Below are 25,824 nucleotides of genomic sequence, written 5' to 3' on the forward strand. Positions count from 1 at the left end.
GGGGCCGTGGCGGACGACATCCTCGCCGCCGCGCGGCACGCCATCGCGGCACGCGGGCTGGACGCGACGACGATCGAGGATATCGCGGCCGAGGCAGGGGTCAGCCGCGCCACGCTGTATCGGCGCTCGGGCGGGCGCGAGGCGATCCTGGTCGAGGTGCTTCGGCGGGAGGCGGAGCCGTTCGTCTCGGAAACGAATGCCGCCGTCGGTGAGCGCTCCGGGCTCACCGAGCGACTAATCGCGGGCCTCGTCTACGCGATCGACGCGCTGCCACGCTATCCGCTGCTTCACGCCGTTTTCGGCAGCACGACGTCAGACGCCAAGCTCAAGATCGTCCGGCCGGTGTTCCGCGCGCTGGTTGATGCGACGCTGCTCGCCGTGCTCGCCGATGCGCGTGCGAGCGGCATACCGGTCCGCGACTTTGACCCGGACGAGCTGGCCGACTGGCTACTTCGAGACTTCCTCTACGTCGCATCGCAGGCGCCTTGGCCGCAGGGCGAGCTGGAGCGATATCTCGCCACGTTCGTGATGCCCGTGCTCCAGCCAGGCTTGCCGCCACCCGGCACCGTTCAGGCTTTCGCTTCGCTGGAGAGTATTGACCGGATGACCATCGCGATCGACGTCGCGGCGCGCGAAGCGGCAGGGTTGCGCCGTCAAGTCGCCGAGCAGCTGCAAAGAGGCAAGTGATGAGCGACGCGATCGAACCGTTCACCCTCGCGATCCCGCAGGCCGCGCTCGACGACCTTGGGGCACGTCTGGCACAGACGCGCTGGCCGGAGCGCGAAACGGTCGACGGCTGGCAACAGGGCGTGCCGCTCGACGCTATGCGCCGGCTCATCGACCATTGGCGCGATCGTTACGACTGGCGGCGTTGCGAGGCGATGCTTAACGCCTTTGGCCAGTATCGCACGATAATCGATGGTCTCGGCATGCACTTCCTCCACGTCCGTTCGCCCGAACCCGGGGCACTTCCCCTGATCCTGACGCACGGCTGGCCCGGGTCGGTGATCGAGTTCCACAAGGTCATTGGCCCGCTCACCGACCCTCGCGCGCACGGCGGCGATCCGACAGACGCGTTCCATGTCGTCGTGCCGTCGCTGCCCGGCTACGGTTTCTCCGATCGGCCGGCGGGCATAGGTTGGCCGGTGGCGCGGATCGCACGCGCTTGGATCGAGCTTATGCGCCGGCTCGGCTACCTGCGCTTCGTAGCGCAGGGCGGCGACTGGGGATCGGCGGTGACCAACGCGATCGGCGCTATCGGCGCGCCTGAAGTCGCGGGCATCCACCTCAACATGGTCGTCGCGCGGCCGGCCGCGGAGGACATGGCCGACCTCTCCGACGCGGAGAAGCGCGCGATCGCGGACCTGAAGCGCTACGGGCGCGATGGCAACGGCTATGCAACCCAGCAGGGCACACGCCCGCAGACGCTGGGCTACGGCCTGACCGACTCACCCGTGGGGCAGGCGGCCTGGATCTTCGAGAAGTTCGCCGAGTGGACCGACAGCAGCGGCGATCCGTACAGCGTGCTGAGCGCGGATGAGATGCTCGACAACATCATGCTCTATTGGCTCCCTAGCACGGCCGCATCGTCGGCGCGTCTCTATTGGGAGAGCTTCCGCGCATTTAACGCCGACCCGGTAACGGTCCCGGTCGCCTGCAGCATCTTTCCCAAGGAGATATTCCGCGCGTCACGCCGTTGGGCGGAACGGCTTTATCCCAACCTCATCCACTGGAACGAACTCGAACGCGGCGGCCATTTCGCCGCGTTCGAGCAGCCGGAGTTATTCACGCATGAGCTGCGCGCAGCGTTTCGGCCACTGCGTTGAACACCTTCAATCGGCCGTGACTATCCTGATCGTACATGCACCTTCTCACGCTTTCGAGCCGCGACTTTGCTGCACCCCTCGATCGTCTCGCGGTTGGCGGTAACGATTCTGTCGGCCGCGACGATCGTGCTAAACGGGGCCATGAGGAAATGTGGGACATTGGTGCCGGAGTAGGTGTCAGCGCGCTATGCAGGGTCGGTGGCCAGACCAGCAACACCGACCCAGCACGCCGCTGATCCAGAGGTCGAGGAGGCGCGCGCGCCCGGGATCATGCAGATCCAGCTGTGGCTATTGGGGAGCAGCCCAATGATATGGCGTGGGGTGCGGGTTTCAGACATCTGCACCTGGCGCGAGTTGCACGGCTTGATCCAGGTGGCGATAGGATGGGAGAGCATTCACCTTTACCAATTTCGCGTGCGCTTGCGGTGTTATGGTTCGTGGGAGCTTTCGGCTTCCTCGCCTTACGTGGCGCTGGAATCGCTGCAACTGCGCCCGGTTGACGTATGACTATTATCTCAACCTTCCGTGGCGGCACGAAGTCAGGATCGAGTAGAACCACCTCGGCAGGTTGCCAGGCAAGATATATCCGTTCTGGGCGGCCGGCGACGGAGCATGTCCGCCCGAGGATTGTGGCGGTACGCAGGAGTATCTGGCTGGCCTGGATGATGCATCGTCATGGAAGGCCCTGAAGGATTTGCAGACCATGGCCGAGATCCTGAACGATGTGGTGCTGGAGAACCGGCCGGAAGTGCTGTAGGATCAGGGCACGCGATGGAAGCTGGAGGTTGCTGTTGAGCGCAGCAAAGCCCGCGAGTATGCGCGGGGTGCGGCGTTCGAGCAGATGGTGTCCCAGGACGTTCTCTAATCGCCACTGTCAACAGCTGACCTCTTTGCGGTTCGTCACGCGCGCTGGGCTCCAGGGTTCTCTCCGCGGTCGTCGCGCTGGACGCCGCATGTTAGCGTTCAAAGTAGGGTGAATCTAAGTGGTGTGCGCGGTCCGTGCCGCACTCGCGGGAACGATCTCACCCTCGCTAAGCGTCCCAGCGGGACGCGTTCTGTCGCGCTTGAGTTCAGCGTATTGCTTCGGATTTGGATCAGGCCATGGCCGCCTCCCGGAAGGTCGTGTTGGTACGCCACATTGCGTGCAATGTTACCGCCAGCTTCCTGGCCAGGGCGACTTTCGCTTTGCGAGGCCCGGTTCGGCCTGCGATCGCCTGTGCCCACTCACGCAGGCGAGGGCCGCCAAGCTTTCGAGACAAGATCGCATTTGCTGCTTCGTACAGGCATTTTCGAGCGAACCTGTCACCGCTTTTCGAGATGCGCCCGTTCCGGCTGATTTCGCCAGATTCGTAGCGCCTTGGCGTCAGACCGAGATAAGCGCCCGCGCTGGAAGATCGGTTGAAGCGTTCGGCGTCGTCGAATGCTGCAGTTACCGCCATCGCGGTGATCGGTCCGACTCCCGGCGCTGTCATCAAAAGACGTACCGTACCATGCTGTTTGGCTACCGCCCGGATTTTGCCATCGAGAGCGGCAATACGGGCTAGAATTTCACTCCGGGCGTGCATCAACGCTTCAAAGATAGGTATGAGCTCCGGTGCGACTGCCAGCTCGCCTGTGATGATCTCCGTCGCACGGCGTTTGAAGCCCCCAACCCGTTTTCCGAACATCACGCCAAACGTTTTCAGCAACCCTCTGATCTCATTTTCAAGCTTCACACGCATGCCAACCAGCGTATCGCGCGCTGTCAGCATCGCCCGGTTAACATAGGCCTCATGACTCTTTATCCGGGCAGCCTTGAACCAACCTGTGCGGACAATCTGAGCCAAGCCGCGAGCATCATGTCTGTCGGTTTTATTTGGCATCATTTGGTCGTGTCCCAGGAGGTTCTCTAATCGCCACTGTCAACAGCTGACCTCTTTGCGGTTCGTCACGCGCGCTGGGCTCCAGGGTTCTCTCCGCGGTCGTCGCGCTGGACGCCGCATGTTAGCGTTCAAAGTAGGGTGAATCTAAGTGGTGTGCGCGGTCCGTGCCGCACTCGCGGGAACGATCTCACCCTCGCTAAGCGTCCCAGCGGGACGCGTTCTGTCGCGCTTGAGTTCAGCGTATTGCTTCGGATTTGGATCAGGCCATGGCCGCCTCCCGGAAGGTCGTGTTGGTACGCCACATTGCGTGCAATGTTACCGCCAGCTTCCTGGCCAGGGCGACTTTCGCTTTGCGAGGCCCGGTTCGGCCTGCGATCGCCTGTGCCCACTCACGCAGGCGAGGGCCGCCAAGCTTTCGAGACAAGATCGCATTTGCTGCTTCGTACAGGCATTTTCGAGCGAACCTGTCACCGCTTTTCGAGATGCGCCCGTTCCGGCTGATTTCGCCAGATTCGTAGCGCCTTGGCGTCAGACCGAGATAAGCGCCCGCGCTGGAAGATCGGTTGAAGCGTTCGGCGTCGTCGAATGCTGCAGTTACCGCCATCGCGGTGATCGGTCCGACTCCCGGCGCTGTCATCAAAAGACGTACCGTACCATGCTGTTTGGCTACCGCCCGGATTTTGCCATCGAGAGCAGCAATACGGGCTAGAATTTCACTCCGGGCGTGCATCAACGCTTCAAAGATAGGTATGAGCTCCGGTGCGACTGCCAGCTCGCCTGTGATGATCTCCGTCGCACGGCGTTTGAAGCCCCCAACCCGTTTTCCGAACATCACGCCAAACGTTTTCAGCAACCCTCTGATCTCATTTTCAAGCTTCACACGCATGCCAACCAGCGTATCGCGCGCTGTCAGCATCGCCCGGTTAACATAGGCCTCATGACTCTTTATCCGGGCAGCCTTGAACCAACCTGTGCGGACAATCTGAGCCAAGCCGCGAGCATCATGTCTGTCGGTTTTATTTGGCATCATTTTGAGGACCGCATTAGCGTGACGCGCATCCAGGCAAATGATCGGGACACGCCGCTTCGTCAGCGCGTTCCAGAGCCAGACGGCAAGGGGACCTGTCTCCATTCCCACCCGTTCGACATCCGCGGCGCGCTTCGCTAGCCAGTCGGCTATCGCGTCAGGGCAGGTCGGCACCTTCGCCTCCGCGAGAATCTCACCTTCCGCCCCAACCAGGCAAATCGCCGTCTCCTCCTGTGACACATCCAGTGCTGCAAAAACTCCCATAACGTCCTCCACGTTCGACTCCGGCCGAGCGCCGAAGCGGCAATGACATCCTACCGCAACAAAGCGGAGGTCGAGTGTGGCGATTACGTTAAGTGGTGTAGGAACCGTCAATCCACGGCAGGATCGGGATCGGGTTCGGGTCAGGCAGCCAGAGCTGGCAGGCTGACAATGGGGTTATGGCTCACCGCGCCGATTGTTTCCAGCGTCATGTAGCGGCGTGACACCGCCCATTCATCATTCTGCTCCAGCATCAGCGCGCCGACGAGGCGTATGACCGAGGCATCATTGGGAAAGATGCCGATGACATCGGCCCTTCGCTTAATCTCCTTGTTCACCCTTTCCAGCGGGTTGGTGGACGCGATCTGCGCCCAGTGATCCTTCGGGAACGCCATGTAGGCAAGCACATCCTCGCGCGATGCGTCCATCATGTCGGCCAGCTTCGGGAACTTCTCGCGCAGGGCATCGGCGACCTGCTCCCACTGCTGGTGCGCCGCTTCGGTCGTCTCCTGCGCGAAGATCGTCTTGATCATGGCAATCACGGCGGGCCGCTGTTTGGGCGCGGCATGGGCCAGCGCGTTGCGCATCCAGTGCACCCGGCAGCGTTGCTGGCTCGCGGCAAACACCTTGCTGGCGGCAGCGCGCAGTCCCTTGTGATCATCGGCGATGACCAGCTTCACCCCGCGCAGTCCGCGATCCGCCAGCGAACGCAGGAAGGCTTTCCAGAAGGGCTCCGCCTCCGAAGGGCCGGTGGCGACGCCCAGAACTTCACGGCGGCCATCGGTGTTGACGCCAACGGCGATTATCGTCGCCGTCGAGACGATCCGTCCGCCCTCACGCACCTTGAGGTAGGTGGCGTCGATCCACAAATAGGGCCACTCGCCCTCGATCGGGCGGGTGAGGAAGGCGTTCACCCGCTCGTCAATCTCGGCAACCAGGCGGCTGACCTGGCTCTTCGATACGCCGCTGGCGCCCATCGCCTTAACCAGATCGTCGACCGAACGGGTCGAGACGCCGTGCACATAGGCCTCCTGGATCACCGCTGCCAAGGCCTTCTCGGCGGTGCGGCGCGGCTCCAGGAAGCTCGGAAAGTAGCTGCCTTTGCGCAGCTTCGGGATCGCCAGATCGATCCGACCGGCACGGGTGTCCCATCCCCGTTCGCGGTAGCCGTTGCGGTGGTTCAGTCGCGACTGGCTGCGACTGCCGGCGGGCGCACCGGTTCTGGCCTCAATCTCCAGATCCATCATGCGCTCAGCGGCAAAAGCCAGCATCTCGCGCACCAAATCGCTGTCAGCCCCTTGCTCGATCAGCTCAACAAGGGCCATTCTGTCATCGGTCATCGTCTTCTTCTCCAGGTTCGAGTTCGCATCCGAACCCTACCAGAAGATCGACGGTGGCCACCCTCTCAGGGAAACCTTCCTACACCACTTAACGTAATCGCCACACTCGACCTCCGCTTTGTTGCGGTAGGATGTCATTGCCGCTTCGGCGCTCGGCCGGAGTCGAACGTGGAGGACGTTATGGGAGTTTTTGCAGCACTGGATGTGTCACAGGAGGAGACGGCGATTTGCCTGGTTGGGGCGGAAGGTGAGATTCTCGCGGAGGCGAAGGTGCCGACCTGCCCTGACGCGATAGCCGACTGGCTAGCGAAGCGCGCCGCGGATGTCGAACGGGTGGGAATGGAGACAGGTCCCCTTGCCGTCTGGCTCTGGAACGCGCTGACGAAGCGGCGTGTCCCGATCATTTGCCTGGATGCGCGTCACGCTAATGCGGTCCTCAAAATGATGCCAAATAAAACCGACAGACATGATGCTCGCGGCTTGGCTCAGATTGTCCGCACAGGTTGGTTCAAGGCTGCCCGGATAAAGAGTCATGAGGCCTATGTTAACCGGGCGATGCTGACAGCGCGCGATACGCTGGTTGGCATGCGTGTGAAGCTTGAAAATGAGATCAGAGGGTTGCTGAAAACGTTTGGCGTGATGTTCGGAAAACGGGTTGGGGGCTTCAAACGCCGTGCGACGGAGATCATCACAGGCGAGCTGGCAGTCGCACCGGAGCTCATACCTATCTTTGAAGCGTTGATGCACGCCCGGAGTGAAATTCTAGCCCGTATTGCCGCTCTCGATGGCAAAATCCGGGCGGTAGCCAAACAGCATGGTACGGTACGTCTTTTGATGACAGCGCCGGGAGTCGGACCGATCACCGCGATGGCGGTAACTGCAGCATTCGACGACGCCGAACGCTTCAACCGATCTTCCAGCGCGGGCGCTTATCTCGGTCTGACGCCAAGGCGCTACGAATCTGGCGAAATCAGCCGGAACGGGCGCATCTCGAAAAGCGGTGACAGGTTCGCTCGAAAATGCCTGTACGAAGCAGCAAATGCGATCTTGTCTCGAAAGCTTGGCGGCCCTCGCCTGCGTGAGTGGGCACAGGCGATCGCAGGCCGAACCGGGCCTCGCAAAGCGAAAGTCGCCCTGGCCAGGAAGCTGGCGGTAACATTGCACGCAATGTGGCGTACCAACACGACCTTCCGGGAGGCGGCCATGGCCTGATCCAAATCCGAAGCAATACGCTGAACTCAAGCGCGACAGAACGCGTCCCGCTGGGACGCTTAGCGAGGGTGAGATCGTTCCCGCGAGTGCGGCACGGACCGCGCACACCACTTAGATTCACCCTACTTTGAACGCTAACATGCGGCGTCCAGCGCGACGACCGCGGAGAGAACCCTGGAGCCCAGCGCGCGTGACGAACCGCAAAGAGGTCAGCTGTTGACAGTGGCGATTAGAGAACCCCGTGGGACACGACCCATCATTTTGAGGACCGCATTAGCGTGACGCGCATCCAGGCAAATGATCGGGACACGCCGCTTCGTCAGCGCGTTCCAGAGCCAGACGGCAAGGGGACCTGTCTCCATTCCCACCCGTTCGACATCCGCGGCGCGCTTCGCTAGCCAGTCGGCTATCGCGTCAGGGCAGGTCGGCACCTTCGCCTCCGCGAGAATCTCACCTTCCGCCCCAACCAGGCAAATCGCCGTCTCCTCCTGTGACACATCCAGTGCTGCAAAAACTCCCATAACGTCCTCCACGTTCGACTCCGGCCGAGCGCCGAAGCGGCAATGACATCCTACCGCAACAAAGCGGAGGTCGAGTGTGGCGATTACGTTAAGTGGTGTAGCTGGGGCGGTCCCCGCGTTTTCCGGCGTCAGCCTGAGCCGGTCATGTTCCGGGCACAGCCGAGAGCAGGATGATGGGATTATCGCTGACTGGTGCCATGGCTTCAACGGTCATGTAGCGGGCACGCCGGACAGCCCATTCGTCGCTCTGCTCCATGAGGATGGCGCCGACGGGCGGGGTGATGGCGATCTCGTTGGGAAGATGCCGACGATGTCGGTCCTGCGCTTGATTTCGCCGTTGAGGCATTCGATCGGGTTGGTGCTGTGCAGCTTGGCGCGGTGCTCCCTGGGTAAGGTCATGTAGGCCAGCACATCTGGCTCGGCATCGTCCATCAGGGTCGCCAGCTTGGGCAGCTTGGGCCGGATCTGATCGGGGACGGCGCGCCATTGCTGGCTGGCGGCTTCGGACGTCTCCTGCGCGAAGGCGGTGTCGATAAAGGCGGAGACGACGCGCCGCCCGCTCTTCATTGGCCAGGGCTTTGCGCATAAAGTGCACCTGGCAGCGCTGCCAGCAGGCGCACAGCAGCTGGGAGACCGCCGCCTTAATCCATTCGTGGGCATCGGAGATGACCAGCTTGACGCCGAGCAGGCCGCGCCGGGCGAGCTTGCGCAGGAAGGCGGTCCAGAATGGCTCGGCTTCGCTCGGGCCGATATCCTGCCCAGCACCTCGCGGCGGCCTCGCTGTTGACGCCGACCGCGACGATCGCAGCGACCGAGACGATCCGCCCCTTTTGGCGGACCTTCACATAGGTGGCGTCGATCCAGAGATAGGGCCAGTCCCCCTCGATCGGGCGGTCGAGGAAGGCTTGGACACGCTCGTCGATATCATCGCACAGCCTGCTCACCTGGCTCTTGGAGATGCCCTCCATCCCCATGGCTTTGACCAGATTATCGACCGAGCGGGTCGAGATGCCTTGGATATAGGCTTCTTGGATCACCTCCGTCAGCGCCCGCTCCGCCATACGTCGGGGTTCCGCCGCATGATGGCCAGATTGTAGTCGACACCGGCTTGGGCAGGTAATAAATGCTGCCGCGGCTGACCCCAGCTCTCGGGCCTGCCGCCCTAGCGGCAGAGCGTGCGAACGGTCGATCATCGCTTTGCGCTCGGCAACAGTCCCGCCTTCCCGAGCGCCCCGGGAAAAATCGTTCACCAGCGTCAGTTCGCGAATCTTGGCGCGGAGCGTCTTCACGTCAATCGTCGGCTCCGTCACCTCGATCCGCGTCTCATTACCGAATACACCCGCAGCCCCTTCCAGGAGCTGACCACGCCACTGCGTGATCTGATTAGGGTGAACGTCAAACTGCTGCGCCAGCTCGCATAGCGTATTCTCGCCCTTAACAGCGGCCAACGTCACCTTTGCCTTGAATGCCGGGCTGTGGTTCCGGCGGGGTCGTTTGCTCATCTTTGCTCCTGACACGCGGCCATCATGGCCGCGTGTCAGGCAGAAAATCCACTTAGCGCCCTGTTCAGTTTCGCCAGGCCACATCTCTGCACGACCGGCGCACGATTTTCAAACGCTCGGTCACGCTGGCCACGGATCGGCATCAGGGTGGCTATGCGGCCCTTATCGAGCAACTCGACGCCCAGCGGAACCTCTATGCTACAAAATTCGACGCGATCAGCGTGCGACAGCTCTCGCATAACGCTCTACCGGGCGCTGGGCAGCGGATGGTCTGGCGGACAAACTCGCGGAAGATGATCGCCATATTTTTCTTGGAGCGACGATAGAACGGGGTTGGCATTGCCAGTCAGCCTCGTCCACAAATCGCTTCAGGCCATGCTCGTGGCCAGTCGGGCGCTTATGTCGGCAGGCACTCGTCCTACCAGAGCCTCAACCTAAAACCGGCGATGAATGTCGGCACGGCCAGCAAACTATAATTTAGACCATGTCAATTCTGGCGACACCAGATTTGATCGCCATTTGCCGCGGCGATAATTTCTCCGGTCATGCCGACAGGTTCAACCTGCCCATCGATCAGAAGGGCGATAGTATCGCTATCTTCGGCTGGAACCTTGGCGAGAGTGCGGGCACCGTCCGTTGTCCGCGCGACGATCACGCCGTGTTTCACGGTGCCACCCCGCTCATACAGCACGGTATAGGTTTCGATCGCTGCCGGGCCGGTATAGGTTTCGATCGTTGGGGGCGCATCGCCACGATGCGCGTCGGCCTCCGCCTGATAGTCGAATGGACGCGGAAATTGCGCCGCCACAATGGGCTCGCTGCCCAATATTATGGTATGGTTATGGGTCGCAAACCCTCCATTGGCGAATAGCAGGCCCAGACGCGGGCCTCCGCGCAGTCGTTGCACCATGCTGACGACGGCGTGGCTCATATAATTGCCAATGGGACCGCCCCCGAACGTCAGGCCGCCGAACACCGTCGCGGGTTTTTCGATCGGCCAGTCCAACGTCCGGCGCGCCATTTTCGGCACGCAGGGAAAGCAGCTATAGAGTTCCACAAGATCGATGTCAGCGACCGTGACATCATTCAGGTCCAGCGTGCGCAGGATCGACACGTCCATGCTGGGCGATCGGTCGTAGCGATCACGGCCAAGCGGATCGTCGCATTCATGCGCTGCCGCGCCATTGCCGACATAAATGATCCGATCCTCGGCCACGCCGCGTCGACGCGCTTCGCCAAGGCTGGTGACGATGAAGCCCGCGCCCTGATTGACCGAGGAATTGGCTACCATCAGCTTCGTGTAAGGAAAGGCTATCGGCCGATTGTCCGCAGTCGGTGTTTCGATCGTGTCGACCGATGCGGGTTTGTGTATCCACGCGCCTTCATTACCGTCGGCGACTTCGGAAAAGCGGGACCATATCTCAGCGGACTCCCGCTGCCCTTCGGCGAGGCTTTGTCCATAGGCGGCACGACCGGCATTTTCGTAGAGCGGATAGACATCGACCGGCGCGGTCAGGCCGTAGCGCTGGCGGAAATTGGGTGCCTTGCGGGTGGATGCCGCGCGGGAGGCATTTTGCGCGGAAACGGCTGTGCCCTGTTCCTGCGCGGCGCGCTGGGCGGCTGTGCGTAACGCTTCGCCGCCGACGATGGCGGCGATCTTGATCTCGCCCGCGCCGATCCTGTTTGCCGCTTCGTTCAACAGCAAAATAGGACTGTCGCCGCTTGCCATCGGGGTCTGCTCGACATGCCCTGGCGATGCGCCAAGCGCCTCGGCCAGCGACGGGGCGATCGGGTTGAGTTTGCGGAAGGAAATCTGATCCACCACCGCCAGTGAATCGATATCCGTCAACCATCCGCCGCCCGCATCTGCATCCGCAGCGCGCAGCGCCGCCGCCATGAGGCCGAAGGAATCCAGCCCCGCTTGCGGGTCGACCGGGCGATCGTTGATCTGGCCGACGCCGACAATTACCGGGATCAACTCAGGATCATGAGCCATGCCTGTCATTTCAACGACCCTTCCAGCTTGGCATCCGTTTTTCGGCGAAGGCGCGCGGTCCTTCACGCGCATCCTCTGAGCGCATAACCAAAGCGCTTTCGCGCCGATTGGCCGCCCAATGAGCTTCGTCGCTGGCAATCGCGCCGTCCTTTATCCCCAGCGCGATCCGCTTGCTGGCCTGTACGGACAGCGGTGCATTGACCGCGATCCGCTCTGCCAGCGCAAGCGCGGCGTCGATCAGGTCCGCTCGCGGCACCACGGCGTTCACCAGGCCGAGCGCCATTGCGCGCGCTGCGTCGATGGGGTCGCCGGTCAACAGCATTTCCATCGCGATCTTGTGCGGCAATTGCTGAACCAGGCGGAAGGCGCCGCCCGCACCGGCCAATATCCCGCGCTTCACTTCAGGGAGGCCAAAGCTGGCGCTATCGGTCGCCACGACCAGGTCGCAAGCCAGGGCGATTTCGGTGCCGCCGCCCAGCGCGGTGCCGTTGACCGCCGCGATCATCGGCTTGGAAATGGGGTGGCTCACAATGCCGGCAAAGCCCCAGCCCAGTTGTTCCGGGTCTTCCGGCGCAATCCGCTCTCCGCGCGATAGGGCTTTCAGGTCCGCACCTGCACAAAAACTCTGGTCCCCCGCGCCGGTAATGACGACCGCGCGGACATCGACATCGCGCTCCGCGTCCGCCAACGCGCTGCCGACACCGACCCACAGGGCATGGTTGACCGCGTTGCGCGCCTCTGGCCGATTGAGCGTGATGAGCATGATATGGCCGCGTCGTTCGACGATGACGGCGTCTTCGGACAAGGTCTGGCTCATATCATCTTCTCCTGTGGCAGCACGAACTGCTCCAATATTCCCGCTTCCAAAAGGTCGCTGATGTCTGCGTCGGCAAGTCCCAGCTTTTCGCGCACCACCTCTGCGGTGTGCTCGCCCAGCAGAGGGGCGGGCCGGTCGGGCGGGTTGCGCAGGCGGTCCGCCACGACGGGCGCGTCCTCCACCGTGAACGGTTCGTCCAGATGGGGGTGGACGGCAGTGCGAAAGAAGCGGCGTTCGCTGTAATAGCCGAATGTCGGCAACTCCGACACGCGCAACATGGCGCCGGCGGGAATGGCGGCGGCTTGTAACACCTTCATCGCATCATGCGGCGTCCGCGTCGCCAGCCAGTCCGTCAGCGGCAATCCGCCCGTCACCTGCGCAACGGTCGCCTCATCCGCCGCATTGCGGATCGTCACCACGCACCATTCATCGTCGCCTGCACAGGGATAGACTGTCGATGTCGGCGCGTCATTGTCTATCGCGAAACCGGCACGTTGGACGGCCTCGGCCGCGACTTTGGATGCCATGTGGCTCAGCATCACTTCTGCCTGGCTGACGCTCACCTGCCCGCCGCGTCCGGTGCGCAGACGCCGGATCAGAAGGGCGATTACGCCGATCACGCCGATCCGGCCTGCGACATGATCGGGATAGACGGTGATGGCATCGGAAAAGCTGTCGGCTTCGCCAGGATAGCGCCATTCCATCGTCAATCCTGCCGATGCCCGGACCAGCGGACCATAGCCCATGCGGCGCGACCAGGGACCGGTAGGCCCGAACGCGGAACTATCCGCCACGATGATGCCCGGATTGATGGCCTTGAGCGATTGGTAATCCAGGCCCAGCGATTCGAGTGTACCGCCTTTGAAATTGGACAATATGACATCACTTTGGCGGATGAGGTCGAGCAACAACGCCTTGCCACGCGGGCCTTTCATGTCGAGGCCGAGGCTGCGTTTATTGCGATGCCCCGTGGCGAAGGTGGGCGCGATCGGGCCGGGAACGCGGCTCTGGCGGCTGCCGTCGGGAAAGGCGGAGCTTTCGACCTTGATAACGTCGGCGCCTTGGTCGGCGAGCAGTCGTCCCCCCTCTGCCCCCACGACGATCACGCCGAAATCCAGCACCCTCAAACCGCTAAAGGGGCGGTCGCCAGCGCTTGTGTTGGGCGACACGGCTGTGCGCGGATGCCACTGAACGTCGGGTTGGGGCAGCGCGGGCGCAGGTCCGGCGACGCCCATACGCACCCCGTCGATTTCAATGACGCCATCGGGGACGGGTGCTATGATTCCGGGGGCAATCGTGGTGGGCACGAAGGCGCGCCGCGCCATGATCTGATCGGTCACCAGCGCCTCGTCCAAGTCCAGCACGGCGGCGGCAGGTACGCCGAAGCGCTCCGCTTCCTCTTCGACCTGGCGACGGCTTTTCCCCGCGAAAAAGCGCGCAATGGCGGGCAACAAGCTTTTCGAGGCAAAGCGGTTTTGCAGTTTGTCGAACGCGGGATCGGCAAATTCTTCGGGCTGTCCCATCCATTCGAACATGCCTCGCCATTGGCGCGGGGCCAGCACACAAATGCGCACAAAGCCATCCGCGCAAGGCAGGATCGGATACATGAAGCGCGCTTCGGGGCGGCCGCGCGGCAATTTGCTGGCGGGCACGCCTGCCGTTGCGCTGCCAGCGATACCATAGCCCGGATCGAGCGCCTGGGTAGTGCCATCCAGCATGGAAAAATCCAGATGATCGCCGCGCCCGGTCATCAGTGCCTGCCAATAGGCGACCAGGCTGACATAGGCGGCCTGCACCGCAGCACAGGCGATCGCCAGATCGCCAGGCGGCAGCAAGGGCGGGCGACCCGGAATGCCCGATCGCGACAATTCGCCGGAAAGCGCATGGAAGACCGGACCGGAGCCGATCCATTCGCGGAAATGGGGCGTGTCGCCAAAATCGGACACGGAAACTATGACCAGCGAGGGATGGGCCGCCATCAGCGCATCGACGTCGATCGCACCGCGCGGCGCGATCACGATGTCGGCGTCCGCCACCAACGCACCGAAGCGATCGGGTGTGGCGGACCGCTTGCCAAGATTCGTCGTGACGAAATCTATGCTTATGCCATTCACGCACGTGCCGCTGCGACGATCATCCGCGCCAGCCGCAGGCTCGATCCGCACCACATCCGCGCCAAGCTCTACATAGGCGCGGGCGATTGCCCCCATGGCTCCCGACACAAGGTCGATGATGCGGACCCCTGCCAATGGCCTGTCGCCAGCCATCAATCCGCCCAAGGCCATATCAGCTTCCGTCATGTCATCCTGCTCCCCGCAGCTTATTTTTTCTGGACGAATATCGATCGTGCGTTGGACAGTTCGTGAAAGCCGTAAATGCCCTTGTAACGGCCCATGCCGCTGCCGTTCACGCCGCCAAAGGGCAGCCTATGTTCGGCATAGTGCATCAGCACATGATTGACCGTCACGCCGCCGGAGGATGTTCGATCGAGTATGTCATCGACAAAGCCTTCGTCATGGCTGAACAGATACATGGCCAGAGGCTTGCCCGTCCGGTCCACCTGATCGACGATTTCGTCCACATCGTCATAGGCGATGACCGGCAGAACAGGCCCGAAAATCTCATTCTGCATCAGGCCGCCATCGAGCGGCGGATCGATGATGATCGTCGGCTCGATAGTAAGGTCGTCCACCTGGGAAGCGCCGCCCTTGGCGACCGTGGCGCCATGTGCGACGGCTTCATCGACATGACCCTGCACCCGCGCGAAATTGCGTGCGTCGACGATGCGGGCCAAGCGGTCCTTCTGGAGCGTGCCGTCTACATAGAACATTTTGTCGACGACGGCACCGAGCATAGCGACCAGTTCGTCGCGCCGCGCCCTTGGCACCCAGACATGGTCGACCGACAGGCAGAGCTGCCCAGCATTGTTGAAGCGGGCGGCGACGATCTTGCCAGCCGCATCGATCAGCGGATAATCGGCGTCAAGGATGGCGGGACATTTTCCACCCAGTTCCAGTGTCACGCTCGTCAGATGCTTGGCCGCCGCCGCCATCACCCGTTTGCCGATGGCCGGGCTACCGGTGAAGAAGACATGGTCGAACGGCAAATCCTGGAGCGCTTCGGCCAGCGGTACGCCGCCTTCGAAACAGGCCACTTCATTTTCGGGAAACACGTCCGCGATGATCTGCGCAGTGAGCGCGGAGGTATGCGGCTGCATTTCGTTGGGCTTGACGATGCACGCGTTACCCGCTGCGATAATCGGGACGAGCGGCGCGAAAACCAGCGAGAAGGGAAAATTCCATGGTCCCAGCAGCAGAACGACGCCGCGTGGCTCATATTGGATAAAGGTGTCGTTGCCCGCGAAATGCGGCGATGGCTCTATCCTCTGCGGCGCCATCCAGCCGGCCAACTCGGCGCGAGCCATGTCGATTTCCGCCAAAACCGCGCCGATTTCGCCATTACGCGCGCCTGCAAGGGGCTTGCGCAGGTCGAGATTGAGCGCTTGATCGATCGCGTCGGTGCGCGCGACGATCGCCGCGCGCAACGCCGTCAGCCGTTCGATCCGTTCATCGGCCGAACGCCGTTTGAGGGCGACGCGATTGGCGCGCTGCGCCGCAAAGACGCGCTCGATCGCCTGTTGATCGAAATCGACGACGCTCATACGGTTTCTCCATTCATCGGCAGGCGCAGGATCGGCTTGACCGCCGATCCGTCCTTGGCGGCCGCGATCGCTTCGTTGATTTCGGAAAATTCATAGTAGCGGATCAGTTTTTCGACCGGCAGCTTGCCCTCTTTCCAGAAGTCGATGAGTTTGCGTACGAACAGAGCCGGTACACCGTCGCGCCCGGCCATGATTGTTCCCATGACGGTCAGGCCGCGACTCTGGAGAGCGGTCGGATCGATCGCGACCTTCTGCCCCGGCGCGACGCCGACCAGTACGGCAACCCCGTTGACGCCGAGCGCGTTGACCGCATTTTCCATGACCGACGCGATGCCTGTCGCCTCGACGGCATAATCCACGCCACCATCGGCCTGGAGCAGCGCCACGGCATCTTCTTCCAGCGGATTGATCGTGCGCGTCGCGCCCAGTTCCATGGCCAGCGCGAGACGATCCGCCTTGGTATCGACAACGATGAGTGGCCCGCAACCGGCGATCTTGGCCGCCATCAGGGCCGAAAGGCCGACCGCGCCTGCACCAAATACCACCAGGCTTTTGCCCGCCTGCACCTTGAGCGTGTTGAGAACCGCCGCCGCGCCGGTCTGGATGCCGCAACCGAAGGGGGCCATTACGTCGAGCGGCAGATCCTTGTCGATCTTGATCGCGTTGCGCTCTGTCGCGAGGACATAGGCCGCGAAGGAAGATTGGCCAAGGAAACCGCCAAAGGCCGGTTTGCCATGCTGATGATGGGTGCAACTGCCGTCCGCCCGCCGCCCGCCGGACATATTGACGGCGCGAAAACGCATACAGAAGGAAGGCTGCCCCTGTTGACAGGTTGCGCAGCGTCCGCAAGACGTCGTCGTCAGTACGACATGATCGCCGGGCGCGATGCCCGTGACGGCGCTGCCCACATGCTCGACGATGCCTGCCCCTTCATGGCCCAGCACTGCGGGCCAGGGCAGCGGCGCGTGGCTCAATATGCCAAGATCCGTTCCGCAAATGCCGGTCGCGACGATCCGAACCAGAATTTCGTTCGCCTGCGGCTCGTCCAGGTCTATCGCCTCGATCATCAGAGGTTGGCCGTTGCCATGGGCAACGGCGGCTTGGATTTCCATATCATGCACCCCGAAAATATTGGTTGGTTCTTGCAGGCGTAACGACCCGATCAGCCAGTGACGGCACGGGATTCGCGGAAGGGCAAGTTACGGTCGGCCTCCGTTTCGCGCGGCAGGCCAAGGACACGTTCGCCGATGATGTTGCGCTGGATTTGATCGGTGCCGCCGCCGATGGATGTCATATAGGCATTGGCGGTACGATAATTGATGTCCGCCGCCCGCTCATGTTCCGCGCCGTCCAGCATCGACTCCGCGCCCAGCAGTTTGGTCATCACGCGAGCATCCTCGTGCAGGATGCGGCTCATCGCCAGCTTGCCCAGCGACATGATGGGCGACGCCGTGCCCTGTGCCATGTCCTGCTTGGCGCGCAGCATGTTAAGCGCATTGAGCTGGCGATAGGCCATGGCCTGCGCGATGTCCTGACGCGCGACCGGATCGTCGATCTTGCCAGTCTCGCGGGCAATATCGATCAGGCTGACGACATTATTCTTGGACGATCCCTGGCGACGCTCGCCGGCGCCATCGCCCATCACCAGCCGTTCAACGGCCAGCGCGGTCTGCATCACCTTCCACCCCTGGCCTTCGTCGCCGACGCGATTTTCGGCTGGTACGATTGCCCCGTCCAGGAACACTTCGTTGAAATGGCTGTCGCCTGTGATCTGGTTGATCGGGCGGATTTCGATGCCGGGCTGGCGCATTTCGATGATGAAGAAGCTCAGTCCCTCATGCTTGGGCACGTCCCAGTCCGTGCGTGCGATCAACAGTCCATAGTCCGCATTCTGCGCGCCCGACGTCCAGACCTTTTGCCCGGTGACGACATAATGATCGCCCTGCAAATCGGCCCGCGTTCGCACCGCCGCCAGATCGGAGCCCGCGCCCGGCTCCGAATAGAGCAGGCACTGATGCGCCCGGCCCGTCAGAAATTCGGGAATGATCTTGCGCTTGAGCGTGTCGCTGCCGAACTGCATCACGCTGTTTGCGGTGATATTGGTCCGGTCCTGACCGGCGCCGGGCGCTCCCACCTTGCGGAATTCGTTGACGATGGTGCTGACGGACTTCTTGTCCAACCCGCGACCCCACCATTGGGTCGGCCAGCTGGGCACGGCCCATCCGGCCTCCATCACTTGATCCATCCATTCCGCAAGCGAGCCGCCAGCCTTGGCGCGTCGGCTTTCGGCATCCCAATGGTCGGCGAGCCAGGCGCGGACTTCATCTCCTATGGTCATTGCATCACTATTCATGCTGCTTTCTCCATCGCCGCGACGAAGCGTTCGCGGTACACATCCGATTGACCGAACAGTTGCGCGTCGGCCCGTGCCCGGCGCAGGTAAAGATGGGCGGGATGTTCCCAGGTGAAGGCGATCCCACCGTGCATCTGGATCGCGGTCGCCGCGACCTGCGAAAAGGCGTCGGCACAGGCGAAGGCGGCCAAATTTATCAGCACATTCTTGTCCGGCGCATCGGCGTCGAGCGCTCGCGCGGCAGCCCGCGCGGCAGATGTTGCGGACTCCACTTCGATCAACAGGTCAGCCGCCATGTGTTTGATCGCCTGAAAGCCGCCGATCGGCCTGCCGAACTGCACGCGCGTCTTGAGATAATCGACCGTGATGTCGAATATCTTCCGGCACGCTCCGGCCTGTTCGCCAGCCAGCGCAACCCGCGCGATGTCGAGCGTCTGTTCGAACGTGACGTCGTTTACGCCTGCAATATGCACCGCTTGTGCCTCGTCGAACAAAATCTTCGACAGGCGCAAGGATGGATCCCAGCTTTGCAGCGGTTCGATCTGCACATGGGCGGGATCGACCTCGAAACAGCCAAGCCCGTCGGGGGTCTGCGCGAATACGAGCAGGATGTCGGCGAGATTGGCCGACAGAACAAAGGACGCCGCGCCGCTCAATATCCATTGATTGCCCTGCGGTTGCGCCGTCACCGTCACGCCCGCCACGTCCCAGCTTCCGCTGTCGCCGGTGAAGGCCACCGTAGCGATCTTTTCGCCCGATGCGATTGCGGGCAACAGCCGCGCCTTGGCATCGGCATCGTGCGAAAGGCCGATCAGGCTCGCCGCGACGAACGCGCTGGACAGAAGGGGACCAGCCAGCAACGCGGCGCCCGCTTCTTCCATGATCTCCTCTATTTCCACCGGACCCGCGCCGATGCCGTCATGATCGTCAGATACCATCAGCGCGGTGATCCCCATGTCCGCCATGGCGGTCCACAGGGCAGGGTCGTTGCCGCTTTGCGTGGCCATCACGCGACGAATATCAGCCTCGGCGCACTTCTCGGCGAGCAGTCGCCCAAAGCCTTCGCGCATAGCCGCCCGTTCATCGGGACTAATCATGGTCATGCCGCCGCTCTCCTGTTATTTCAGATTTCTGTAATTACCAGACGGATGTCGTCGGTATATGATTCGAGGTGTTTGTTCAAGTGACCTTTGATGTTCATGGCGGCGCTGAACGTACTGGTCGCGGGAGGCCTAGGAACCCGGCGATCGAGATAAAGATCATGGAAGCGGCGCTGCGCCTTTACGGGCAGGTCGGGTGGCAGGGGTTCAACCTGGACGGGGTCGCACGGGGCGCCAATGTCAGCAAGGACGCGCTCTATCGACGCTGGAAATCGCGCGAATCCTTGCTGGACGCGACGTTAAGGCAAAGGTTCGACTGGATTATCACGATAGATACCGGCAATATCCGCGACGATCTGCTTGCACTGGCCAAGCGGACGTTCGAGGTGTTCGCCGGAACTTATGGCGAGGTCGCGCTACAATTGCGATCCGATGCACGGCGCTTTCCCGAAGTTCATGCTTTCGCCGCCCCCTATCGCGAAATGATGGTCCTGCAGGGAAGGCGCATCGTCAGGCGTGCGCTAGATCGCGGCGAATTGCCGGGCAAGGCTAAGCCCGGACTGATCCTGGACATGCTCATCGGGGGAATAATCAATCACATCGTCTCGACCCCGGAAAAGCTACGGGACAATATGCTGGCAAATTCCGATTCATTCGTCACGACGATCGTCGAAATCATCTTGCAGGGTATTCAGAATATATCCTGAGCGGCGCGTGCGCCGCGGCGCTCACATCATTGCCAGTTCGGTTCCTCCCACCAGGGATAAAAGCCCGGCATGTATTGACTGACCTTGTCGGGATAGAGCGGCGCGCGCTTTTCTAAAAAGCTGGTGACGCCTTCTCCGGCGTCCGCGCTGCGCCCGCGCGCATAGACGGCGCGGCTGTCGATGCGGTGCGCCTCCATTGGATGACTGAAACCCAGACCGCGCCAAAGCATCTGCCGGGTGAGCGATACCGAAACGGGGGCGGTGTTGTCAGCGATTTCCCGCGCGATACCGCGTGCGACGTCGAGCAGCGTATCGGGCGCGTGAACGGAGCGCAACAGGCCGCCTGCCTGCGCCTCGTCCGCCAGCATGACCCGGCCGGTGGCGCACCATTCCATCGCCCTGCTGATGCCGACAAGGCGTGGCAGGAACCAGCTTGACGCCGCTTCGGGTACGATGCCGCGCCGGGCGAAGACGAAGCCGATCTTCGCGCCTTCTGCGGCGATGCGAATGTCCATCGGCAGGGTCATGGTGATGCCTACGCCGACCGCCGGGCCGTTGATCGCCGCGATCACGGGTTTAAGGCTGTTGAAGATGCGCAGGCTGACCAGTCCGCCAGTGTCGCGCACATCAGTGTGGGACCAATCGATGCTACCGTCAGCGCCTACGGGACCGCCTTCACGCACGGCATAGTTGAAAGTGTCCGCACCCGCTTCCAGGTCCGCGCCGGCGCAGAAACCACGGCCTTCGCCCGTGACGATCACGACCCGCACCATATCGTCGGCATCGCTGCGGTCGAAAGCGGCGATCAATTCCTGCGCCATGGTGGCATTAAAGGCGTTGAGACGATCGGGCCGGCTAAGGGTGATGGTGGCGATGCCGTCGGCCACGTCGTAGCGGATCGTTTCGAACATGGGATTTTTCTCCTGATGTCGGGAATGGTCAGCGGGCGCCGATGACGTCGATGACGGCGTAGCGATCCGCGTCCTTGAGCCAATAATCATTGGCGCCTTCGACATGGAGCCGCCAATGGGTTTCAGCGGCATCAGCTTCGCCAGCCTCGACCAGTGTGATCAGCCGCGCGACAGACCGGACGCCCAGGCCGCGAAAGGACAGCCAGGCCGCATCGGGTTCGACAGGCTCTTCCAGGGTGGCATTGCGATTGCGCTGGTGCCGTTCGAGCAGGGTGGCGATGGTATCGGCGGTCAGGGTCAGCAACTGATTGCCGGTCAATTCGACCAGCAAATGATGAAACCGCGCCATCGCCGCGCCAAGAGCGGGCCATTGCTTCGCGTCGAGCAGCACGTTGAGATCGGCATGGGCGACGCGCAGGCGACCGATGTCGCGGCGATCGCGGCGTTGCGCGACCAGCCGCGCGGCAAAGGGTTCGAAGGCGAGCCGCGCCTCATATAATTGTTCTATGGTCGTCCCCGCAGCTTGCAGCGTCTGGCCGGTCACACGCGCCGCGCCCTCACCGCTGGGCTGGCGCACGCGCACGCCCGCGCGGCTGCCATGGCGCACTTCGATCAGCCGCTCGCTTTCGAGCATACGAAACGCCTCGCGCAGGGTGGGACGCGATACGCCGAAGCGTTGCATCAGCCGTGGCGTGGGATCGAGCAGCCCGTCGGCAAAGACGCCGGCTGCAATTTCGCGGCGCAGTTGATCGGCAATCGCGTCGGATGCGCGCTGACGGGGTGGGGCGGCGTCGCTCATGGCGTGCCGGGACTCCCCTGTCGGGCGAAGGCTTCCTGGCTGCGCTTGTGCAGATAGGACAGCGCGCCGACCGGAATACGGCTGCCGCCGGTCACCTGCACGACCGTGCCCGACGTCCAGCTGCTTTCATCGGCGGCGAAATAGACCGCGAGCGGGCCGACATCGTCCACCGCGCCCAGCCGCAGCAAAGGCACGGTTTCGATCTGGCGGCGGCGGCGGCTCTCACTGGTCATCGCCGAAGAGCTTTCGGTCAGAACGACGCCGGGCGCAATGGCATTGACGCGGATATTGAGGTGACCCCATTCGACCGCCATCGTCGCGGTCAGGCTTTCCACGCCTGCTTTGGCCGCGCCATAATTGCCGGTCATCGGGCAGGGTTGCGAGCCTGAGCGCGATGAGATGTTGATGATCGACCCGCCGGTATCGCGCATCGCCCGCGCCGCGGCCTGCGCTGCAAAGAAGGTCCATTTGAGGTTGAGGTCGACGACGCGGTCCCATTGTCCTTCGTCCATGTCGATCAACGGGCCAACGTCGCCGGGCGCGGCGCTGCCGGCATTGTTGACCCAGCAATCAACGCGCCCGCGACCCTTGAGCACCAGTGCGGTAGCGACCAGTTCGGCGATGCCGTCGTGGCTCATGATGTTACCGGGCGCGACAACGACATGGACACCCAGCGCTCGTAATTCGGCAGCCGTTTCCTCCAGCGGGCCGGGGCTGCGGCCGCTGATGACGAGATCCGCTCCCGCCATTGCCATGGCGCGGGCGATGCCACGGCCGATGCCGCGGCCGCCGCCCGTCACCACCACGGTTTTACCCTTCAGGTCGAACATTGCCTCTCTCCCACTAATTGGAAACTATCTGACATTGACATAGAAACCCTGTCAATGTTGTATGCGTGCAGGCCGCCCCGGAATCGGCATCAATAAAGGAGAGTATGGCCATGGAGTTCGCCTGGACCCACGATCAGCGCGCCTATCGCGAACGGGTGCGCTGTGCGCTGGACGATTTGCTCCCGGCCGATTGGGACACTCATTATGCGCCGCAGGGCTATGGTTCGACGGATCAGATCGCGTTCAGCCGGACATTCTGCCCGCAACTGGCCGAACGCGGCCTGCTGGTGCGCCACTGGCCCGAACAATGGGGCGGGGAGAGCGCGGACCCGTGGGAGCAGTTCATCCTGGCCGAGGAGATGAAATGGCGCGGGGAGCCGCGCGGTCCCCAATATATGAACGTCAACTGGCTTGGCCCGACGCTCATGCGATATGGCACGCCCCGGCAACAGGCGGATCATCTGGGCCGGATCGCGCGAGGCGAGGTGATCTGGTGCCAGGGCTATTCGGAACCCGGTGCGGGCACCGATCTCGCCGCGCTCCAGACCCGCGCGCAAAAGGTGGATGGCGGCTATGTCGTCAACGGCCAGAAAATCTGGACCAGCTATGCGCGCGAAGCCGATTTCTGCTTCCTGCTGGCGCGCACGGGAGCCGAGCGCAAGGCGATCTCCATCTTCCTGGTGCCGATGGATTCAACAGGGATAGAGGTGAAGCCCTTTCCGGGGCTGGTGAGCGACGGGCATCTCAACGAGATGTTCTTCACGGACGTCTTTGTCCCCGACAGCGCGCGCGTGGGGGAGGAGGGCAAAGCGTGGGACATCATCACCTATGCGCTCAGTTTCGAGCGGGTCGGGATTCCGCGCTATCATGTCGGCAAGAAACTGCTCGACCGCGCAGTCGAGCAACTGATGGCGGAGGGGCGCGGCGACGATCCCATCATCAAGGCGCGGGTCGGGCGCATCCATGCGAAGTTCGAGGCGGCGCGGCTGTTGACCTATGTCGTGGTGGACGAACGCGCGCGGCAGGCGCCGCCTAGCGTCAACGGCAATATCAGCCGCATCACCGCGTCGGAGGCGTGTACCGACCTCACCCATTTCCTGATGGACTATCTGCCGGACATATTGACCGGCGGGGACGCGATATTGCGCGAATTCCACCGGGGCAACATCGCCGCGACCATCGCGGCGGGCACCTATGAACTGCAACTCAACCTGATCGCGCGCGGCGCGCTCGACCTGCCCAAAGGATAGGCGATGGAGATGGAACTGAACGGGGACCAGCAGATGCTGGTCGATGCCGTCCGCACGCTGAGCGCGCCATGGCGCGACATGCCGCCGGGGCATGAGCGCGACTATAGCCATTTCGCCGCCGATCTTCAGGATGCGCTGGCGGCAGGCGGCTTCCTGCGCGCCGGGATCGACATGGGGATGCTGGAAGCGGCGCTGGTGGTGCTGGAAATATCGCAATTGCCGGTGGTGACGAGCGTGGGCGCGTCGGTGCTCGTGGCGCCCGCCTTGCTGGGCGAGGTGCTGGACGGGCCGGTGGCGCTGCTGTCGGGCGATCTCGCCAAGGCGCAGCGCCTGTTGCCGGTGGCGCGTCACGGGCTGGCGGATCGGGATGGACAGGCGGTGCTGATCGATCTTTCGGGCGTTGCGGCGGCGCCGGTCGAATCGATCCTCGCTTATCCATATGGCCGTTTCGCTGCTGCGCCGGATATGGCGTCCGCCCGGCCAGTGGGGGACGCAGCGCGGTTGCGTCTATGGCATCGCGTCGCCATCGCGGTCGAATGTGCAGGCGCGGCGCAGGCGGCGGTCGCGGTGACGGTGCGCCATGTGAAGGACCGGATGGTGTTCGGTCGCCCGGTCGGATCGTTTCAGGCGGTGCAACATCGCCTGGCCCAATGCCACCAGATCGCCTGCGCCATGCGGATGCTGGCGTTGCATGCGGCCTGGTCGGGTGAGGCGATTGCGGCGGACATCGCGGCGACCTATGCGCAGGATCATGTCGGCAAGCTCGCCTTCGACCTGCACCAGTTTAATGGCGGCATGGGCGTGACGGCCGAACATAAGCTGCATTTCTTCACCTACCGCCTGCGCGCGCTTCAGGCCGAACTGGGCGGCGCGGATGCGGCCGCCATCTCGGTATTTGACGCGCTGTGGAGCAAGAAGGCGGCTTAGGCTTCCGCCAGCCAGTGCCGCGCGCCTTCCAGCATGACTTCGGCCATGGCCGGATGGCGGTTTACCGTCAGGCCGTTGTCGGCCATCCAGGTGCAGGCCGCGTCCAGCGATCCGACTTCCCACGCCAGCGCGTACACGCCCGAACAGGGTACGGACAGGAAATCGGCCAGCGGTCCCGCATCCTGATTATCGGGTTGCAGGATGAGCAATTCTCCGTCGCTCAGACGGATGCGGGCAAAGCGCGCCGGTTGCGGAAAGGTGCAATGGCCCTGCTCCAGTAATGCCCCGTCGAACGCCTGGGTGAAGAAGGCGATGGTCGGCGACAGATCGCGCACCGCGCACACGATCCGCGCCAGGCGGCGGGGCTGGTGCTGGCGTGCCGCAGCCCAGTGCGGGTTCCAACTCGGTTCGTCCTTCGGATCGTTTGTCATGCGATAGTCAGTGACTTCGAATAGGATGCCGCCGGTAGTGCGCGGGTGGACGAAGAAGAAGCCGGGATAGTCGGTGGTCAGTTGCGCGCCTTTGGCCCGCACCCGCGCCGATGCCTGTGCTGCGTCATCGACTTGGACCGATATAGAATGCCAGCCCGGCCCATATTTCGCGACATAGCGAGCAAACATCATATCGGTCGCATCGGGACGGCGGGGCGCCATCGGTTCCACCATATGATCGGCGACATAAATCAGCGCCATGTCGCGATCCTCGCCCGCATGATAGCTTTCGGCGAAGGCCATGCCGCCAAAGGCCATCAGATAGGCGCGGCGCAGCGGGCCGTCATCGCGCGCGGCATGGATTGTGTGCAGCATCCTGCCTGCGCGGGCGCGGCCGTCATCCTGTGCCATGGTCGATCCTTTCCCCGATCCTGTCGATTGTCCGAACAGTCTTGCGCCGGGTAAAGGTTGCGTTCAACCTATATAACCAG

Annotated in this window: 23 protein-coding genes and 2 pseudogenes; 8 read left to right on the forward strand and 17 right to left on the reverse strand. The window is 62.7% G+C overall.

Translation table 11 applies throughout. From position 1 onward, the window contains the following. Positions 1–6 precede the first annotated feature (6 nt). From CEQ44_RS01365 to CEQ44_RS01380, 4 genes are all read left to right on the forward strand, one after another. A complete protein-coding gene (locus CEQ44_RS01365; protein WP_176400372.1) occupies positions 7–687 on the forward strand; it encodes a TetR/AcrR family transcriptional regulator in 681 nt (226 codons plus the stop codon). Further along, on the forward strand, positions 687–1,826 hold the full coding sequence (locus tag CEQ44_RS01370; RefSeq protein ID WP_088184919.1) for an epoxide hydrolase family protein: 1,140 nt from the start codon (positions 687–689) through the stop codon (positions 1,824–1,826). The genes CEQ44_RS01365 and CEQ44_RS01370 overlap by 1 nt, the downstream gene beginning before the upstream one ends. A gap of 270 nt (positions 1,827–2,096) precedes the next feature. Next, entirely contained in the window at positions 2,097–2,333 is a 237-nt protein-coding gene (locus CEQ44_RS01375) for a hypothetical protein (RefSeq protein WP_088184918.1), read from the forward strand. A gap of 61 nt (positions 2,334–2,394) precedes the next feature. After that, on the forward strand, positions 2,395–2,583 hold the full coding sequence (locus CEQ44_RS01380) for a hypothetical protein (protein WP_088184917.1): 189 nt from the start codon (positions 2,395–2,397) through the stop codon (positions 2,581–2,583). Between the two features lie 337 nt (positions 2,584–2,920). On the opposite strand, the gene CEQ44_RS01385 is transcribed toward CEQ44_RS01380, so the two are convergent. The 3 genes from CEQ44_RS01385 to CEQ44_RS01395 all read right to left on the reverse strand — a co-directional run bounded on the left by CEQ44_RS01385 (position 2,921) and on the right by CEQ44_RS01395 (position 6,316). Continuing rightward, the gene (locus CEQ44_RS01385; RefSeq protein WP_088185688.1) at positions 2,921–3,691 is read right to left on the reverse strand and encodes an IS110 family transposase; all 771 of its coding nucleotides are present in this window, start codon (positions 3,689–3,691) and stop codon (positions 2,921–2,923) included. Positions 3,692–3,947: 256 nt separating this feature from the next. Further along, positions 3,948–4,991, reverse strand: coding sequence for an IS110 family transposase (locus CEQ44_RS01390; RefSeq protein ID WP_256960009.1), 1,044 nt, complete (start codon positions 4,989–4,991; stop codon positions 3,948–3,950). Between the two features lie 128 nt (positions 4,992–5,119). After that, positions 5,120–6,316: an IS256 family transposase gene (locus CEQ44_RS01395; protein WP_088185222.1), complete on the reverse strand. Its 1,197-nt coding sequence runs from the start codon at positions 6,314–6,316 to the stop codon at positions 5,120–5,122. Positions 6,317–6,484: 168 nt separating this feature from the next. Between CEQ44_RS01395 and CEQ44_RS01400 the strand changes: the two genes are divergently transcribed. Next, on the forward strand, positions 6,485–7,528 hold the full coding sequence (locus CEQ44_RS01400) for an IS110 family transposase (RefSeq protein WP_256960009.1): 1,044 nt from the start codon (positions 6,485–6,487) through the stop codon (positions 7,526–7,528). A gap of 731 nt (positions 7,529–8,259) precedes the next feature. Here the strand turns inward: CEQ44_RS01400 and CEQ44_RS25340 are convergent. The 10 genes and pseudogenes from CEQ44_RS25340 to CEQ44_RS01445 all read right to left on the reverse strand — a co-directional run bounded on the left by CEQ44_RS25340 (position 8,260) and on the right by CEQ44_RS01445 (position 19,481). Beyond that, positions 8,260–8,800 (reverse strand): annotated as a pseudogene (locus tag CEQ44_RS25340) (transposase). Further along, on the reverse strand, positions 8,691–9,110 hold the full coding sequence (locus CEQ44_RS25345; protein WP_373438218.1) for a transposase: 420 nt from the start codon (positions 9,108–9,110) through the stop codon (positions 8,691–8,693). Before CEQ44_RS25345 ends, CEQ44_RS25340 begins: the two are co-directional and overlap by 110 nt. Before the next feature lie 11 nt (positions 9,111–9,121). Beyond that, positions 9,122–9,551, reverse strand: a pseudogene (locus CEQ44_RS24790) (transposase); the annotation flags it as partial. A gap of 487 nt (positions 9,552–10,038) precedes the next feature. After that, positions 10,039–11,547 carry an acetyl-CoA acetyltransferase gene (locus tag CEQ44_RS01415; RefSeq protein ID WP_088183521.1) on the reverse strand — a complete coding sequence of 503 codons (1,509 nt, stop codon included), beginning with the start codon at positions 11,545–11,547 and terminating at the stop codon, positions 10,039–10,041. A gap of 10 nt (positions 11,548–11,557) precedes the next feature. Then, on the reverse strand, positions 11,558–12,364 hold the full coding sequence (locus CEQ44_RS01420; protein WP_176400277.1) for a crotonase/enoyl-CoA hydratase family protein: 807 nt from the start codon (positions 12,362–12,364) through the stop codon (positions 11,558–11,560). Next, the gene (locus CEQ44_RS01425) at positions 12,361–14,664 is read right to left on the reverse strand and encodes a CoA transferase (protein ID WP_254913946.1); all 2,304 of its coding nucleotides are present in this window, start codon (positions 14,662–14,664) and stop codon (positions 12,361–12,363) included. Before CEQ44_RS01425 ends, CEQ44_RS01420 begins: the two co-directional genes overlap by 4 nt. Positions 14,665–14,684: 20 nt before the next feature. Next, positions 14,685–16,025 carry an aldehyde dehydrogenase family protein gene (locus CEQ44_RS01430; RefSeq protein WP_088183513.1) on the reverse strand — a complete coding sequence of 447 codons (1,341 nt, stop codon included), beginning with the start codon at positions 16,023–16,025 and terminating at the stop codon, positions 14,685–14,687. After that, positions 16,022–17,137: an NAD(P)-dependent alcohol dehydrogenase gene (locus CEQ44_RS01435; RefSeq protein ID WP_088183512.1), complete on the reverse strand. Its 1,116-nt coding sequence runs from the start codon at positions 17,135–17,137 to the stop codon at positions 16,022–16,024. The genes CEQ44_RS01430 and CEQ44_RS01435 overlap by 4 nt, the downstream gene beginning before the upstream one ends. 50 nt (positions 17,138–17,187) lie before the next feature. Next, on the reverse strand, positions 17,188–18,378 hold the full coding sequence (locus CEQ44_RS01440) for an acyl-CoA dehydrogenase family protein (protein WP_088183511.1): 1,191 nt from the start codon (positions 18,376–18,378) through the stop codon (positions 17,188–17,190). Beyond that, positions 18,375–19,481 (reverse strand): acyl-CoA dehydrogenase family protein, encoded by a 1,107-nt coding sequence (locus tag CEQ44_RS01445; protein WP_088183510.1) that lies wholly within the window; start codon positions 19,479–19,481, stop codon positions 18,375–18,377. The genes CEQ44_RS01440 and CEQ44_RS01445 overlap by 4 nt, the downstream gene beginning before the upstream one ends. Positions 19,482–19,561: 80 nt before the next feature. Between CEQ44_RS01445 and CEQ44_RS01450 the strand changes: the two genes are divergently transcribed. Next, entirely contained in the window at positions 19,562–20,185 is a 624-nt protein-coding gene (locus CEQ44_RS01450; protein ID WP_144035633.1) for a TetR/AcrR family transcriptional regulator, read from the forward strand. Between the two features lie 26 nt (positions 20,186–20,211). Here CEQ44_RS01450 and CEQ44_RS01455 read toward each other — a convergent pair whose 3' ends face one another. From CEQ44_RS01455 to CEQ44_RS01465, 3 genes are read right to left on the reverse strand one after another with little or no spacing between them, the layout of a single operon-like run. Continuing rightward, positions 20,212–21,096 (reverse strand): crotonase/enoyl-CoA hydratase family protein, encoded by an 885-nt coding sequence (locus tag CEQ44_RS01455; RefSeq protein WP_088183508.1) that lies wholly within the window; start codon positions 21,094–21,096, stop codon positions 20,212–20,214. A 28-nt stretch (positions 21,097–21,124) separates the two neighbouring features. Continuing rightward, positions 21,125–21,895, reverse strand: coding sequence for a FadR/GntR family transcriptional regulator (locus CEQ44_RS01460; RefSeq protein ID WP_088183507.1), 771 nt, complete (start codon positions 21,893–21,895; stop codon positions 21,125–21,127). Then, positions 21,892–22,725 (reverse strand): SDR family NAD(P)-dependent oxidoreductase, encoded by an 834-nt coding sequence (locus CEQ44_RS01465; protein ID WP_088183506.1) that lies wholly within the window; start codon positions 22,723–22,725, stop codon positions 21,892–21,894. Before CEQ44_RS01465 ends, CEQ44_RS01460 begins: the two co-directional genes overlap by 4 nt. Before the next feature lie 110 nt (positions 22,726–22,835). Between CEQ44_RS01465 and CEQ44_RS01470 the strand changes: the two genes are divergently transcribed. Both CEQ44_RS01470 and CEQ44_RS01475 read left to right on the forward strand, forming a co-directional pair. Then, the gene (locus CEQ44_RS01470) at positions 22,836–23,975 is read left to right on the forward strand and encodes an acyl-CoA dehydrogenase family protein (RefSeq protein WP_088183518.1); all 1,140 of its coding nucleotides are present in this window, start codon (positions 22,836–22,838) and stop codon (positions 23,973–23,975) included. Positions 23,976–23,978: 3 nt separating this feature from the next. After that, positions 23,979–24,902, forward strand: a complete 924-nt coding sequence (locus tag CEQ44_RS01475) for an acyl-CoA dehydrogenase family protein (protein WP_088183505.1) — start codon at positions 23,979–23,981, stop codon at positions 24,900–24,902. Here the strand turns inward: CEQ44_RS01475 and CEQ44_RS01480 are convergent. Further along, the gene (locus CEQ44_RS01480) at positions 24,899–25,744 is read right to left on the reverse strand and encodes a VOC family protein (protein ID WP_088190028.1); all 846 of its coding nucleotides are present in this window, start codon (positions 25,742–25,744) and stop codon (positions 24,899–24,901) included. The genes CEQ44_RS01475 and CEQ44_RS01480 overlap by 4 nt on opposite strands. Positions 25,745–25,824 lie beyond the last annotated feature (80 nt).

This window comes from Sphingobium sp. Z007 (assembly GCF_900013425.1).
In the GTDB taxonomy this organism is placed as follows: Bacteria; Pseudomonadota; Alphaproteobacteria; order Sphingomonadales; family Sphingomonadaceae; genus Sphingobium.

Coding starts and splice junctions, on each gene's coding strand:
- CEQ44_RS01385 (WP_088185688.1), bottom strand. CDS start 3,691: ATGATGCCAAATAAAACCGACAGACATGATGCTCGCGGCTTGGCTCAG.
- CEQ44_RS01415 (WP_088183521.1), bottom strand. CDS start 11,547: ATGGCTCATGATCCTGAGTTGATCCCGGTAATTGTCGGCGTCGGCCAG.
- CEQ44_RS01370 (WP_088184919.1), top strand. CDS start 687: ATGAGCGACGCGATCGAACCGTTCACCCTCGCGATCCCGCAGGCCGCG.
- CEQ44_RS01470 (WP_088183518.1), top strand. CDS start 22,836: ATGGAGTTCGCCTGGACCCACGATCAGCGCGCCTATCGCGAACGGGTG.
- CEQ44_RS01440 (WP_088183511.1), bottom strand. CDS start 18,378: ATGAATAGTGATGCAATGACCATAGGAGATGAAGTCCGCGCCTGGCTC.
- CEQ44_RS01430 (WP_088183513.1), bottom strand. CDS start 16,025: ATGAGCGTCGTCGATTTCGATCAACAGGCGATCGAGCGCGTCTTTGCG.
- CEQ44_RS01480 (WP_088190028.1), bottom strand. CDS start 25,744: ATGGCACAGGATGACGGCCGCGCCCGCGCAGGCAGGATGCTGCACACA.
- CEQ44_RS01475 (WP_088183505.1), top strand. CDS start 23,979: ATGGAGATGGAACTGAACGGGGACCAGCAGATGCTGGTCGATGCCGTC.
- CEQ44_RS01455 (WP_088183508.1), bottom strand. CDS start 21,096: ATGTTCGAAACGATCCGCTACGACGTGGCCGACGGCATCGCCACCATC.
- CEQ44_RS01435 (WP_088183512.1), bottom strand. CDS start 17,137: ATGGAAATCCAAGCCGCCGTTGCCCATGGCAACGGCCAACCTCTGATG.
- CEQ44_RS01460 (WP_088183507.1), bottom strand. CDS start 21,895: ATGAGCGACGCCGCCCCACCCCGTCAGCGCGCATCCGACGCGATTGCC.
- CEQ44_RS25345 (WP_373438218.1), bottom strand. CDS start 9,110: ATGGCGGAGCGGGCGCTGACGGAGGTGATCCAAGAAGCCTATATCCAA.
- CEQ44_RS01445 (WP_088183510.1), bottom strand. CDS start 19,481: ATGACCATGATTAGTCCCGATGAACGGGCGGCTATGCGCGAAGGCTTT.
- CEQ44_RS01395 (WP_088185222.1), bottom strand. CDS start 6,316: ATGACCGATGACAGAATGGCCCTTGTTGAGCTGATCGAGCAAGGGGCT.
- CEQ44_RS01420 (WP_176400277.1), bottom strand. CDS start 12,364: ATGAGCCAGACCTTGTCCGAAGACGCCGTCATCGTCGAACGACGCGGC.
- CEQ44_RS01375 (WP_088184918.1), top strand. CDS start 2,097: ATGCAGATCCAGCTGTGGCTATTGGGGAGCAGCCCAATGATATGGCGT.
- CEQ44_RS01465 (WP_088183506.1), bottom strand. CDS start 22,725: ATGTTCGACCTGAAGGGTAAAACCGTGGTGGTGACGGGCGGCGGCCGC.
- CEQ44_RS01425 (WP_254913946.1), bottom strand. CDS start 14,664: ATGACGGAAGCTGATATGGCCTTGGGCGGATTGATGGCTGGCGACAGG.